The 14,304-nt window shown below is 50.2% G+C and carries 13 protein-coding genes and 1 tRNA gene; 7 read left to right on the top strand and 7 right to left on the bottom strand.

The features are described from left to right. Positions 1-17 precede the first annotated feature (17 nt). Entirely contained in the window at positions 18-596 is a 579-nt protein-coding gene (locus tag NTV65_08995) for an HAD family hydrolase (protein MCX6115333.1), read from the top strand. Between the two features lie 152 nt (positions 597-748). On the opposite strand, the gene leuS is transcribed toward NTV65_08995, so the two are convergent. Continuing rightward, positions 749-3,445 carry a leucine--tRNA ligase gene (gene leuS, locus NTV65_08990; GenBank protein MCX6115332.1) on the bottom strand — a complete coding sequence of 899 codons (2,697 nt, stop codon included), beginning with the start codon at positions 3,443-3,445 and terminating at the stop codon, positions 749-751. 209 nt (positions 3,446-3,654) lie between these two features. Here leuS and NTV65_08985 point away from each other — a divergent pair. Next, positions 3,655-3,731, top strand: a tRNA-Asp gene (locus NTV65_08985). A gap of 336 nt (positions 3,732-4,067) precedes the next feature. On the opposite strand, the gene arsM is transcribed toward NTV65_08985, so the two are convergent. Both arsM and NTV65_08975 read right to left on the bottom strand, forming a co-directional pair. Next, positions 4,068-4,880, bottom strand: a complete 813-nt coding sequence (gene arsM, locus NTV65_08980) for an arsenite methyltransferase (GenBank protein MCX6115331.1) — start codon at positions 4,878-4,880, stop codon at positions 4,068-4,070. A gap of 9 nt (positions 4,881-4,889) precedes the next feature. Further along, on the bottom strand, positions 4,890-5,228 hold the full coding sequence (locus NTV65_08975) for a metalloregulator ArsR/SmtB family transcription factor (protein ID MCX6115330.1): 339 nt from the start codon (positions 5,226-5,228) through the stop codon (positions 4,890-4,892). A 566-nt stretch (positions 5,229-5,794) separates the two neighbouring features. Here NTV65_08975 and NTV65_08970 point away from each other — a divergent pair. Together NTV65_08970 and NTV65_08965 are read left to right on the top strand one after the other, a co-directional pair. Beyond that, on the top strand, positions 5,795-6,136 hold the full coding sequence (locus NTV65_08970) for a hypothetical protein (protein ID MCX6115329.1): 342 nt from the start codon (positions 5,795-5,797) through the stop codon (positions 6,134-6,136). 95 nt (positions 6,137-6,231) lie between these two features. Further along, a complete protein-coding gene (locus tag NTV65_08965; protein ID MCX6115328.1) occupies positions 6,232-6,843 on the top strand; it encodes a superoxide dismutase in 612 nt (203 codons plus the stop codon). A gap of 28 nt (positions 6,844-6,871) precedes the next feature. On the opposite strand, the gene NTV65_08960 is transcribed toward NTV65_08965, so the two are convergent. From NTV65_08960 to NTV65_08950, 3 genes are read right to left on the bottom strand one after another with little or no spacing between them, the layout of a single operon-like run. Continuing rightward, entirely contained in the window at positions 6,872-7,063 is a 192-nt protein-coding gene (locus tag NTV65_08960; GenBank protein ID MCX6115327.1) for a hypothetical protein, read from the bottom strand. A 47-nt stretch (positions 7,064-7,110) separates the two neighbouring features. Then, the gene (locus NTV65_08955; GenBank protein ID MCX6115326.1) at positions 7,111-8,415 is read right to left on the bottom strand and encodes a DUF445 domain-containing protein; all 1,305 of its coding nucleotides are present in this window, start codon (positions 8,413-8,415) and stop codon (positions 7,111-7,113) included. A gap of 35 nt (positions 8,416-8,450) precedes the next feature. Next, positions 8,451-10,256, bottom strand: coding sequence for a DUF2298 domain-containing protein (locus tag NTV65_08950; GenBank protein ID MCX6115325.1), 1,806 nt, complete (start codon positions 10,254-10,256; stop codon positions 8,451-8,453). An 80-nt stretch (positions 10,257-10,336) separates the two neighbouring features. On the opposite strand from NTV65_08950, the gene NTV65_08945 reads away from it, so the two are divergent. The 3 genes from NTV65_08945 (at position 10,337) to NTV65_08935 (ending at position 13,936) form a co-directional block, all read left to right on the top strand. After that, positions 10,337-11,719, top strand: a complete 1,383-nt coding sequence (locus tag NTV65_08945; GenBank protein MCX6115324.1) for a glycosyltransferase family 39 protein — start codon at positions 10,337-10,339, stop codon at positions 11,717-11,719. 143 nt (positions 11,720-11,862) lie between these two features. Continuing rightward, the gene (locus NTV65_08940; GenBank protein ID MCX6115323.1) at positions 11,863-12,585 is read left to right on the top strand and encodes a response regulator transcription factor; all 723 of its coding nucleotides are present in this window, start codon (positions 11,863-11,865) and stop codon (positions 12,583-12,585) included. After that, positions 12,563-13,936 (top strand): HAMP domain-containing sensor histidine kinase, encoded by a 1,374-nt coding sequence (locus tag NTV65_08935; protein ID MCX6115322.1) that lies wholly within the window; start codon positions 12,563-12,565, stop codon positions 13,934-13,936. Before NTV65_08940 ends, NTV65_08935 begins: the two co-directional genes overlap by 23 nt. A gap of 5 nt (positions 13,937-13,941) precedes the next feature. Here the strand turns inward: NTV65_08935 and NTV65_08930 are convergent. Further along, positions 13,942-14,304, bottom strand: a 363-nt coding sequence (locus NTV65_08930; protein ID MCX6115321.1) for a hypothetical protein, incomplete at its 5' end; no start/stop codon positions are given.

The following is a 14,304-nucleotide window of genomic DNA, read 5'->3' as shown; positions in this document are numbered from 1 at the left end:
TATAAGAGGCATCTGATATGAAAACCCGCGATGAAGCCTTAGCCCTTCTGCACGAATACACCAAAACAACGAGCCTCCGTAACCATGCACTAAGCGTTGAAGCCTGCATGCGGTGGTATGCGGGTTATTTTGCATCAGAGGGGCATGCTGTTGATATAGAGCTTTGGGGGCTGACGGGGTTACTGCATGACTTTGATTACGAGATGTTCCCTGAGCCTGTACGCCCAGATGGACACCCATTTAAGGGTAACGCCATTCTGACAGAGCTTGGATATCCTGAAGATCTTCGTACTGCGATCCTCGGACACGCCCACTATGCCGACACACCCCGTGTTACCCTGCTCGATAAAACCCTCTTTGCAGTCGATGAGCTCTCAGGACTTATCACAGCCTGCGTCTTTGTACGTCCCGACAGATCTATTCATAACCTTGAGGTTCGCTCGGTAATGAAAAAATTTAAGGATAAGGCTTTTGCTCGCGGCTGTAACCGAGATGATATGCGCTTAGGTTCTGAGGAGATCGAGGTTGCTCTTGAGCAGCATACCGCTAACTGTATTGAGGCGCTCAAGCCTTTGGCGGCGGCGTTATTCGCCTAGCTGTTTCTTAAAGAGCTACTCTACTATGGTATTAGTAAGCGCTGCGGATTGCGCGTGTCTCCTTGCCACATATCACCCGCAAAGGCTCTTATACTTCAAGAAGACAGCAGCAACCCTCAGATCTAAATATTTTTCATAGCAACCGAGCCGGACTAACCCTCAGTTATTACATTTACAAGTCTAGGGGTCTTTGTGCCTGGAACATAGACCGTAATAAAGCGATCTTTATCGGCTATCTTGTAGGCTGTGTTGGCCATCGCCTTACTAATCGCTAGCCTGAGATCGTTCTCTGAGATAGTTGGTGCGACATCTATGGTTGCCCGTTTCTTTCCACCGATCTGAATTACAACCGTTATAACATCGTCGATCACGTGCGCAGGGTCGAATATCGGCCAGGCCGCGAGACTCGCTGAGGCGCTATTTCCGAGTCGCTCCCAGAGCTCCTCTGCAAGGTGTGGCGCAAATGGGGAGAGAACTAAAACGAGCTTCTCAAGGGTATCCTTTGAGACCGGCTTATCACCGATAGTATTGAGCAGCTCCATTAGGGTTGAGATCGGGGTATTAAAACGGATCGCTTCGATATCCTCACCGATCTTCTTGACCGCTTTATTAATGCCCTTCTTGATCTCATTTGGCTCAGCCTCTAAAGCCACAACATCTCTAAAGCCGGAGTCCTTGCCTCCTGTTACAAAGGAGAAGGCGCGCCGAAGAAAGCGCACATTACCAGCGATAGCCTTTGAGTCCCACGGACGAGATGCATCGAGCGGGCCCATAAACATCAGATAGGTGCGCAACGTATCGACACCGTAGATCTCGATAACGTCCTCTGGATTTATTACGTTCTTAAGCGACTTAGACATCTTTGCAACGATCCGTTCAAGCTGCTCCCCAGTTTGCTTGTGGTGTGCAACACCTGCTTCGTTCTCTAAGACAAGATCGCTTGAGATTAACGCACCCCTAGTATCCTTATAAGCGTGCGCCTGAATCATGCCCTGGTTATAGAGCTTCTTGAACGGCTCCCTAGTTGAAACGTAGCCAAGGTCAAACATCACCTTGTGCCAGAAACGGGCATAAAGGAGGTGCAACACTGCGTGCTCTGCGCCACCAACGTAGAGATCAACCGGCATCCACCTCTTCTCAAGTTTAGGATCCCAGCCAGCTTCCGAATTCTTCGGATCTATAAAGCGCAGGTAGTACCAACATGAGCCCGCCCATTGCGGCATGGTGTTAGTTTCACGTTTACCCCTCTTGCCAGTAACTGGGTCGGTAATATCGAGCCACTCCTTAACCTTAGCGAGTGGCGACTCACCGCTATCTGAGGGCTTATAATCAACTACCTGCGGCAGCATAAGGGGCAGATCAGTATCCTTGAGAGAGCTAACGGTACCATCCTCCCAGTGCACTATCGGTATCGGCTCCCCCCAATAACGTTGGCGCGAGAAGAGCCAATCTCTTAGCTTATAGTTAACAACTTTATTGCCAACTTTATGCTGCTCCAACCACGCCGTAATTCTCTCCCCCCCCTCTTTATTAGGGATACCCTCAAGCTTTAGCTCCTGAGCAACTGGGTCGTTGTTTTGAAGCATGATACCGCTTTCTACCCACGCAATCTGACCCTCACTGACGGAGCTTTTCACACTGTCGGTGGGATCGCTTGGAACGACTACGGCGCGCACGGGAAGCTTAAAGGTTTTTGCAAATTCAAAATCGCGTGCGTCGTGTGCAGGAACGCCCATGACGGCCCCAGTTCCGTACGAGATCAGAACGTAATCGCCGATATAGACTGGAACCTTTTCACCGTTAATGGGATTAACAACGTGGCCCCCTGTAAAGACCCCTGTCTTTTTACGATTATCGAAGGTCCGATCGAAATCGCTCATGCGCGCGGCTTCGTCACGATACTGCGTGACCTTGGCGCGCTGCTCTGCGCTTGTAAGCTCCTCAACAAGTGGGTGCTCGGGCGCCACAACAAAGAAGGTCACTCCGAAGAGGGTGTCTGGCCTGGTTGTAAAGGCTACGATCGGGCTCTCTGAGCCAGCAACGGCAAAGGTTATCTCTGTACCGGTTCTTCGACCGATCCAGTTACGTTGTTGCTCTTTGATAGCTTCTGGCCAATTAATCTCCTCAAGCTCGCTTAGCAGTCGCTCTGAGTACTTTGTGATGCGTAGCATCCACTGCTTCATCGGCTTACGGACTACATCGTGACCACCACGCTCTGATTTGCCATCGATCACCTCTTCGTTGGCGAGCACTGTCCCGAGTGCTGGGCACCAGTTTACCATTGCAGATGCGTAGTATGCGAGACGATGCTCGGCTTGGTAGGCTTGCAGCGCCAATTCTCCCTGCTGTTGTATGGCGCTCGGAATCGGCAGCTCCTCTAGCGGTCGTGCCTTTTGTACCGTCTCGTCAAACCAGGAGTTATAAAGCTGCAGGAAGATCCATTGTGTCCACTTGTAGTAGTCGGATGTGCAGGTGGCGAGCTCCCTATCCCAATCGTAGGATAGTCCGAACTGCTTCATCTGACGAACGAAGGTCTGACAACTTTGTTTAGTGATAATAGAGGGATGTTCCCCGGTGTTTACGGCGTGTTGTTCGGCGGGAAGTCCGAAGGCATCGAACCCCATCGGGTGTAGCACATCAAAGCCACTCATGCGCTTAAAGCGCGCATAGATATCGGTTGCAGTGTATCCGAGCGGGTGTCCGATATGGAGCCCTGCTCCGGAGGGGTATGGAAACATATCGAGTACGTAGACCTTCTCGCGTCCCCTATCTTCGGTCTTAAAGGTGCTGTTAGCTTCCCAGTATGACTGCCACTTCTGTTCTATGCTTTTAGGATCGTACTCAGACACAAACTACCCCATTTTGATACACAGCTAGCGGGCTAAATGGTCGCGCTAGAGCTGCGCCCACCATCTTTTAAAAAGCCGTAACCCCCTTGTTTCTCACCCTATCCCTGTGCAGTCAATCATAATGCGAAAAAAGCCCTCCGCCTGGAGCTTTACTTATGGATGATTTTTAGGTACTTATCCCATTCTTAGCTGCGTCCTAAGCAGCACACGGAGTCGTAGTTCAGTTGGTTAGAATGCTCGCCTGTCACGCGAGAGGTCGCGGGTTCGAGTCCCGTCGGCTCCGCCATTTTGGTCCTTGAGGACCAAAAAATCGAATCCCTACAGTAATCGAATCTGCGAGCTTTCGCGTGATTTATCACGCGACGAGGACGTGCCGCAGCCGAAAGCCCCCAGAGGGGCGTCGGCCTAAAGGCACGTAAAGCAACTAGCAAAAAATGCGAGCTAGCGCAGCATTTTCTCCTTATAGGGTTCGAGTCCCGTCGGCTCCGCCATCCCATCCCCCACCTTAAGGTGGGGAAAGACTCATCATACATGTATCGAATCTGCGAGCTCTCGCGTGATTTATCACGCGACGAGGACGTGCCGCAGCCGAAAGCCCCCAGAGGGGCGTAAAAGATCGTCTTTATTTTTCACCGTATACTGTGATGCTTAAAATTGCCGCATCGCTACTGGTAAATTTCTCGACTTCTTCCGGCGAAAGATACTTTAATAAGACGTCTTTTGGTAACCAGATCGGTTTTTCAACCTTGACTTGAACTTCTTGAAATCCTGTCTTCTCAATTATTCCTAAGTAATCTGTGCGTTGAATTGCGCCCGAAACACAACCTGCGTACATCTCCGCTGCCTGTTGAAGCCCCTCAGGCAGTTCTCGGGTGAGCACAATATCTGAAACAGAAAAATGAGCGCCTGGTTTCAACACCCTATAAATTTCACTGAATGCTTTTTTCTTGTTGGGAACAAGGTTGAGAACACAATTGCTGATTACTACATCAACTGAATCTGCTTGAACTGGCATGTTTTCGATATCACCAAGCCGAAATTCTACGTTCGTGTAACCGAGCATAATAGTGTTTTTTTCGGCCTTAGCGATCATTGCTTCAGTCATATCAACACCAATAACTTTGCCGCTATCTCCCACTATAGCTCTAGCAACAAATGCGTCATTACCCGCACCGGACCCTAGATCAAGAACTGTATCACCAGACTTAATCGCTGCAACTTCTGTCGGCACGCCACATCCAAGTTTAAGGTCAGCCTCCTTGTTGTATCCCTTGAGGTTGGTGTAGTCGTCATTAAAGCTAGTTAAGTCATAAGGTTCACCGCCACAGCATTGAGTTCCACAACAAGTTGATCCATCAAGCTCTTCAAGCGATTTCTGAGCTATTTCACCGTACTTTTGCTTTACAATAGATTTAAGTTCTTGAGCGTCTTTCATAATTGTCTCCTAGCAACACTTTTTCGTACTGAGTCCTTTGTTCAGATTTTTCATTAACGATCCAAAAAGCTTTTCTAGTTCTTCAATCGCTTCTGGGTTCAGGCAGTAGCAGCTTTTGAGTCCGTCAATTTTGCCTGTGATAAGTTCCGCTTCTTTTAATTCTTTCAAATGCTGTGAAACAGTTGATTGAGCAAGTGGAAGTACCTCAACAATCTCCCCGCAGATACATGTCGCCTTTTTCGCCAAGGTTTCGAGAATGGCTAGCCTAGCTGGGTGTGCCAGTGCCTTAGCGTAGCGAGCCAATGAGGCTATTCGGGCGTCAAATTCGTCTGATTTAGAGATTGCCATGATTATACCGTATATCGTATATCGTAGTTATACGATAATATATATTTATTCGAACTTCAAGTGCTGATAGTTAAAATAGGGCAGTTCTCAGAATTTCCTAGTAACTCAGAGTAGTTCGCCTTGCCCGAGTTGCCGTTGAGGCCAGAAAAGAATCGTGAATTTCGCTATCAGAGAATAATTTCTTTGATAATGTTCTCGTCTTAGGCTGTAATGCTAACGATAAGGGCACGATAACCACCGCCAGGAATAACCTGATGTCGGGTGGCACTGTAGGGTGTAAACCGACTACAAAATTCGTGCTGAATTAGGATTAGTAAGAGCTCATAGTATATAGGATAATTGCAACTATTCACCCGCTCAGATCCGTGTGCGTTAGCCCCTATAAAGGGGCGAATTTGCGGAGCAAAGTGGGGTGAAAATAATAAATAGTCACCCCAAAATAAGCGTCTCCGATCAGGGGACGACAAGAAAGGGTGGGTCTTTAGGGCCGATCGCAAGATCGAATCCTTTTTACCACCGACAAGTTTATACTGGGGTGAATAGTTACAGGGGAATTTAGATCTAAGATGCCAACCACCCTCTCAGTCAGACACCACGGTGGCGAGATACTTATTGAGCTCCCTGAGGAAGCTTTCATTCAAAGGCTTCGTCAAGAGCTCCAGATCACCCTGCCAGGGGTGTTGTGCTGCCCCATTACAGATTCGCGAGTGGAGTATCTACGCTCTATAGGGGATACCACCCCTCTTTTTTCTATTCCGTACCACCACCTAGGCCCCATACATGTACAAAGCATTCAGTCTAAAAGTGCTACCTCCGAGGAGCAACCTATCGTTCTGCACGGGATAATTAAGGCGCTCCACCGCACCTCTACCAAGCTACCAGATCTGCCCAACCTCCAGAGCAACTGAGCTTAAGTTCTTCTTGCATCGTCTTACTAGGCACGCTAGAATTTATACAGATTACTGCTAGCTAGACTCTGCTGCAGCCCTTTAAGGAGCTCATAATGACATTCGAACTTAAGCCCCTGCCCTACACTACCAATGCCCTTGAGCCACATATCGATACTAAAACTATGGAGATTCACCACGGTAAGCACCACGCTACCTACGTGACCAACCTCAATAACGCCTTAAAGGATCAGCCCGAGCTTGCTAGCAGAACGCTGGAAGAGCTTCTTACACACCTTAATGAGGTGCCGGAGACTATTCGTACAACGGTTCGTAACAACGGCGGCGGACACTGGAATCACGAGTTCTTCTGGAGCCTAATGACTCCGGACGGGAGTGACACCCCTAGCGGTGACCTCGCCAAGGAGATTGATGCTACATTTGGCAGCTTCGCTGAGTTTAAGGCAAAACTAAAAACGGCTGGGCTAGGTCGCTTCGGCTCGGGCTGGGCTTGGCTTATAGCAAACCGAGACGGCTCTCTGGCTATCGTCTCAACCCCCAACCAGGACAACCCTCTTATGGAGGGCAAATACGCGATCCTCGGCGTCGATGTCTGGGAGCACGCATACTACCTTAACTATCAGAACCGCAGAGCTGATTATCTTGATGCTTGGTGGAGCGTTGTAAACTGGGACGTTGTTGCAAAGCTCTACGCTAATAGAAAGTAGCGCGGACTCACACTACATACTAATATCTCTACTCCGCCTGGTCCGCCTCCTCAGGTGCAGGGACTTCACCAGCCAAGCCCGCCGAAGCATCATTAAGGGGAGGGCTATGAAGTGCTCCGAACTCCCTCAATGCTACTATAGCACAGACCAGTACAAGCAGAACGAGAAACATATACTCTATTAGGTTTCCGCCCCGTTCGCCGTTTATGCGCCTTATCATTATTTCTATCCTTAACCCTATCTTCATTAACTAATATCCGTAACGCTCTACAAGGAGCGCCCAAGAGCGTAGAGCGCAAGCCCTACTAATCCTCCCACCAGTGTGCCATTAATGCGAATATATTGCAGATCGTACCCAACCTGCTCCTCTAACTTAGAAACGAGGGTGTTTGTATCCCACGCGTCGATAGTCCTAGAGATCAGATCTGCAACATGGGTGCTCTGATTTCCAAGCACCGCTCGCAAAACCCCTCGGATTAGTCGATTGAGCTTGTGCTGCAATTGAGGCGAGCTGCTCATCGATATTACCATGTGTGTGAGGGCGCGCTCCATTGCAGCCACCAGGGTTGAATCACCGCGCTTAATGTCGCCCTGAATCTCCTCAACTACGGCATCTCTGACCGATCTGATATAAACACGAAATACATCACTAGCTAGAAGCGTCTCCCTAAAGGCAGCTGCCTTGGTCTGCAAATCCTCAGAGTGCTCAAGTTTTTCGATAAAAACTATCAGCGCTGAATGCAGCCTGAGCCGCAACTCATGCTTTCTATCCGAGACCGCCTTTCCAAAGGTGTCCTCAGTTCGAGCAACTATAGAATCAAAGATCCTGCGATCGACGAACTCCGGAATAAACCACGGGCTCGCCTCGCGTAGCTGATTACGCAGCCACTCCTTGTTTGTCCTGAAAAATACATGTGACTCCTGAACGATCTCATCAAGCAGCACCTCATGCATCCCATTTGTCGTTAATAGACGCAGGATTCTTCCCGTTGCTTTCGCGAAATCGATACGACTGATGAAATCCTCCGCCTGTCGATCCACGAAGTGTCTAATCTCATCTTCGTTAAGGGTTTGTAGCACCTGCGGTATTAGCTCCCTAACCCGCCTAACGATACGGGCTCTGTTTTCAACAATCCCAAGCCAGCGCGCTAAAACAGCTGAGATATTGACCATCTCCCCACCCAGGATCTGTTCTGAGAGAAAGTTCTTCTGTACAAAGAGGCCTAGGCTTCTACCGATGCGTCCCTTATTAGCCGGAATAATCGCCGTATGCGGGATGGGCAGGCCAAGCGGACGTCGAAAGAGCGCCGTAACAGCAAACCAGTCCGCAAGCGCTCCTACCATGGCAGCCTCAGCGAATGCGCGCACTCCACCCTGCCATCCGCTCTCCCAGTGCAATATGCACGCCGCTACAAATACCACCGCCATAATAAGCAGTAACGAGGTCGCTACCCACCAGGGCGTACTAGCGTTACGTGGCATGCCATCAAAGGATTCATTTGATCCACTAGAGCTCGGAAATGTCACCCCCTGAGGACTCTCCTGCTGCGGAGCGTCCTTAGGCTGAGACATATATTGTTCAGCTTGCATACCGATACGGACCATCACTATAACCTGGGGGTGTTTCTAAATAGATCCGAGAAGGCCGGCGCAAAGACCTGCACCCCAGGTCTATCATAGATCTTGGCAAAAAGCTCAGGGCGCGCATCAAGACCAACACTTGCCACATCAGCGCTAGCAACTATAAAGAGGTTCGCTCCATACTTCATCATGGCATCAAAAATACTCTGCGGATCCCGAAAGCTACACAGGGGTTGCTCCGACCCCACCGCAGGTACTACCGTTCCAGATATGCGTTGGAATGCCGGCAATCCAGCCGCCAGGGGCACTCCAGAGCTCGTTATTGGCAGACAGGCATCAATAACTATCGGTGCACCTACTACCCTGGTGGAGAGCCACTGCATCAGTCTCGCCTGCTCGGTATTGAACAGCTCATGTTGAACAACCGGGCCGCTCTGCCTGGACTCACGCACAACAAGCACCATCAGAACGACCGGCACAAGGAGCACCAGAGAGACCGAGGAGGCCAGCGCTCGCTTTGAGCAGACCGTTGTTACGATAGAGTAAAGCGCCGCACCCAAGATGCCGCCTATCAGCAGCAGGCACAGTTCGAATCCAAACGTACCACTAACCCCAACCCCCTTCAGGAACCATCCCAGCACGAACCTGTCAAAATAGAACCCGTTCATAATCTCGGCCGGATTAATCAGATCTAGTGGTGGAACGACCTCATTTCTTGTAAAATACTGCAGATATGCCCCGTCGATCTGCTGACCTAGAACGAAGAATTGCGGGTCAAACACCCATACGCCCCAGACAACCAACACCCCACCGATAAACCCTAGCTCGGCCAGAAGCCCGTGATTACGCCAAGCCTCGGACAACTGTGCCCTAGCCTTTGAGTTGCAAATAAGCCTCACGCATGCGGCGAACACCATCAGCGCCACAACCACATAACAGGTTGAGGTAGTAATCGGAGCGATATGAACGAGAGCGAGGATCCAGCACAGCCCCGCTGAGAAGATCAGACCAAGCAGTGGAGTTAATCCAAAACCACGATCCCGCATAAACGGAAGTGCTGGCCCTACAAGCGCCCAAAAGCTAAGTGCGATAACCTGTATAAAAAAGAGGGCGAATAACAACGGTGCAACCTTGCCGGTCAGCCAGCCAGGGGCCTTTCCCACCCAGCCCCCCTCGTCCATAAGGAGCATCTCGTTCATAGTTGGCAGGGTGCCGTAGATCTCCTTATCATCTATGCGCTTACGCAGATCCTCGCTCGAAAGCTTCTCCATGTTTTGGAATACGGTCACCTTAGGGTGGTCGTATACAGAGAAGCTCTCATCAGCGAGATCGTCGTTGAACGTAATCCCTAACAGCTCTGGGCGATTCTTAAAGCTCTTTACCAACTTAAATCCGAGCTTCTCTCCCCACAGTAATTGTAATAATGCGTTGGTCTGTGGAAACTCCTCCGGAATACGGGGCAGTGAGTCTGCCATGCGCGGGGTAGGAAACACGATATAGTCGCTCTGACTTATGCGACGAAGAGTTAAGTCTAACTTGGACCTAGTCTCGGGCTCATATAGCGGAAGCTTTCTCTCGCCTCCCCCGACTACAAAGAGATCCGGGGAACGTTTCTGTCCAGGAACTGAGATCGGCAGCTCATCATCCCAATGTGGCCCGACGACCCTGCTTCCTTTCTCGAAATTCTCCAACATCCAGGCAGATGACGTATGGTATGGGTGCTCCATAAAATAGATACGGACGAAGGCCGTCGCGTAAATAGCGGCGTACCCCAACACAAATAGGAGGCAGATATGAAGCAGATGGTGGCGTATATATTCTATGATTCTCATACCCCTCTATACTTCACCGTTCTGAGGAGTTTGGCGAGGGCAGATTTTGCTCTCGCTACCCCGTAACAAAGTTATAAAAAATGTTACTATACATACTGGCAACGAGGCGCTACCTTTATGCCATGCTCAAAAACGATGCCACAACAGCCTGGCTATTTTCCCGCCGGATCGATCTCGCAATTATACTCCTGCTAGTGATCATCGGCGCATCCCTGCGCTCTACTGGGCTCTGGCACGGGATCGGATTCCATCCAGACGAGCGCCATATGGTGCAGGTAACCGAAGCCCTTAGTAAAAACCATATGAACCCCAAGTCGTTTGCATACGGGAGCCTCTCGTTCTACGCAGCCTGGGGCTTTGCTAAGCTAATCGCCGTCTTTCCAGGTCAGGTGTTCTCGTACGACAGGATCTTCTTCTCTGGGCGCCTCTTCTGCCTAATTATGGGCACCCTTGCTATACCTCTCTCATACTACCTGGCGATCTTGCTCTATCGCCGATCCGCCGTTGGGCTGGTTGCCGCCACACTGATGGCGCTTAACGTCTTTCACCTACAGCTCTCGCGCTTCTTTACCAGCGATGTGACCCTGACAACGCTCAGCTTAATCTCTATTATCGCCCTGATTAAAGCACACCAGAACGGCACCCTCATATCTTATCTTATCTTTGGTTTTTGTGCCGGCCTTGCAACTGCCACAAAAATTAGTTCGGTGTTTCTATTTGCGCCGCTTCTGTTCGTTGTCTCGCTTTCTACTTTAAAGGAATGGGGCAGGTTAACGAGCTGGAGGCTCCCACTGGCATCTCTTGCAATCGCTCTCGCAGCTATCATGCTTACTTTAGCTACCGACTATCTTGTATTCCTTAAGGGGTACCCCCGTATACTCGGCTACCGTCTAGCACCTCTACCGACCCTAATCCCACTCTCTGTGCCGTTTTTGGCGCTGGCAGCTGTGCTTATGGCGAAGTTCTCCAAGTCGCTCTCACGCCTATGCGCTGCGATCTGCCTCTGCATCCTCATCTTCGTAGTAGCGGAGCCGTATGCGATTATAGATTTTGACACCTTCTCTCGACAAACCCGTGAGCAAACCGCGATGGTTCAGGGACTCTGGAGACCTCCTTATACGATTCAGTATGCACACACGATTCCGTATCTTTATCACCTAAAACAGATGCTCTGGTACACGATGGGTTGGCCGATCTTTATTGTGGGAGCTCTCGGTATACTCGTAACCTGCGCCAAGATGGCCCTGGAGTTTGTCGACAAGGTGCTTAGGCGCGAGCTGCTGAGTACCCCTTTTAGCTCAGAGATTATCCCCCTTATCTTTATGATCGTATTCTTTACAGCTACCGGATACTTTCAGGTTAAATTTCCACGTTACCTGCTGCCCCTTTATCCGATCTTATTTGTGTTTGCCGCAGCTATTTTAACTCCTCGTCGGCGCGTACGGCGCTCCGTTCAGCCTTGAAATTTGCGCGCTAACCACCTGAATCTATGTTATTTGATAACTATTCTGGGCCAGCCGCTCCATATACCTCCCCTGCTTAAGCACATCCAACCAGATAATCGCCATAACATACTCATACGTTCCGTTTTAGCTTTGAGGTTATTATGAGTCATGCCCTGGTTCGAGTTCTAGTTATTGATGATGATCACCATATAGGGGAGCTCCTAACGCTCCATCTTGAGGATCTTGGACTCAAGGTAACCTATGCCGCAGACGGGAACCGTGGGCTCGAACTAGCCCTTACAGATGCCTATGACCTGATTATGCTCGACGTGATGCTACCCGGTCGCGACGGAATAGAGATCTGTCGTGAAATCCGCAAACGTAATATCCGCGCATCGATCATAATGCTGACCTTCCGCGGCGAGGAGGTCGATAAGATAATCGGTCTAGAGATCGGTGCCGATGACTACGTAACGAAGCCCTTCAGTATTCGCGAGGTCTGCGCGCGGGTAAAGGCGTTGCTACGACGAAGCGGATCGTCTCCAGAACGGCTGGAGCCAGCGCTCACCATCGAAGGCTTAACTATCAATCCAAGCTCCCGTAACGTTTCGTTACATGGCAAAGAGCTTGAACTAACTAGCACCGAGTTTGATCTCCTGTTTTATATGGCAAAGAGCTCCGGCCGGGCCTTTACCCGTGAGCACCTACTTAACGCCGTCTGGGGATACTCCTCAAGTGCGTACGAGCACACGGTAAACACCCATATCAACCGATTACGTTCCAAGATTGAACCTGACCCAACTAATCCGACCTTTATTCAAACGGTCTGGGGCGTTGGATATAAGTGCATAGGTAAGAGCGATGCAGTTTCTAGGGCTGCTTAAATCCAGCAGGCAATTGCTGCGTGAGCGCTGCCACGTTGCTAGGCTATACCTGCGTGGATTCCGATCTATTATCTCAACGAAACTGTTGATTGTGTTCGCACTGCTGGCGCTCACTACAGTCGGATTTCAGGTTTGGACGAGCGTCCTATTATCTCGTAACGCATTGCTAAATTCTGAGACTTTGGCCAATCGAAATATCTCCCAATTATTCGCCGAACGGCTGCACCGCTACAGCGAGCAGGTTGATGATCAGGAGCTACGCAGGGTGATAAACGACCTCTCTATGCTCAATAGATCTGTGCGGCTCTATATCCTTGATCAACACGGCATCATCACCATAAGCCCAGAGCTCTACGGTAGGCCAAAATTGCCGTTTGTTGACCTGCGCCCAGCAAAGCGTTTCATATCACTTCAAGGCTCACAGGAGAGCGTCCTAGGGGATGACCCACACCAGATTGGAAGTCTTAACCCGATCTCGGTTAGAAAACTTCGCTTGAAAGGAGGCGATCACTACGTCTACGTAGTATTAGCACCTATTTTAACTGCGCAAGATTCGCTGTTTGCGGGATGGGGCATCGGCGTTTGGGCCCTCGCCACGGCGCTGATCTCAGTAGCTGTCGTAATCATAATTATGCTCTTTATCTCCTACTACCGCGTACAGGGATTGCAGTTCTCACTGGCGGCGCTCTCCCACGACCTGCGCGCCCCGCTCTCCTCGGTTCAGGGCTACCTTGAAACAATCCTTGAGCGTGGGGAGCGCCTCCAGGGCGCTGACAGCAAGCGCTTTATGTCGGTAGCGCTACGCAGCACACGGTCGGCGACTAATATGGTAAACGATCTTCATCAACTATCGCTCCTGGAGTCCTCAGGCAACGCTGTTGCGATGGAGCCGGTCTCAATCGGGGACCTAGCTATGGACACAATTATTGCAGCCAAGCCACTGGCGGACGAGAAAAAGATCTCGCTCTCCTGCGAGCTGGCACCCAGCCTACCGCTAGCCTCCGGGAATATCCCGTTACTCGAGCGTCTAGTCAGAAACCTGGTCGAAAACGCCATTCGATATACGCCTAACGGGGGGCGGATTGAGCTTGTAGTCGACACAGCTCATGATAAGATCAGAATTACGGTCTCAGATTCGGGTCTCGGTATTCCTAAAGCTGAGCTGGAAAAGGTTTCACAGGCATTCTACCGCGGCTCAAACACTAAACGCGCCACGACCGGTTCCGGGATCGGGCTCTCTATTTGTTCAAAGATAGCTCAGATCCACGGCAGTAACCTACGCATCCTTAGTCGCGAGAACGAGGGAACCGCCGTTATCTTTGAGATAGCTCAAATGAGTGTTGCCAACTGATCTCCCTAATACCCTAATAATTTCAGTTCCTCACCGATAAGTGTGGGTACATTAGATGGAAAACCCCTGCGCGGGAACGTGAACCGCTTCCCGTTACCTGCTCCCGCTCCGATACCGTTTAACCCTTTAAAACCAGCTTTAACAGCATGGCCGCCAAATGGAGGTGGCGGCGCTGCGCAACTGGTTGACAATCTAGCTGTTACCGTTCGGGAGGAGGCGAATAACACTAATAACCTATTCAGTAATTCAACCGACTTTTGATAGACTTCGAGCGTTTCATGACAAAACATATCTTCTATTAATCGGTTCTTTTCGTGATAAGTTTCCGCTACCGGAGCGGGAGCAGGTAACGGGAAGCGGTTCACGTT

Source organism: Pseudomonadota bacterium (genome assembly GCA_026390555.1).
GTDB lineage: Bacteria > Bdellovibrionota_C > UBA2361 > UBA2361 > OMII01 > OMII01.
The sequence above is the reverse complement of the archived record's forward strand: the minus strand, read 5'-3'. Positions and strand labels throughout refer to the sequence as shown.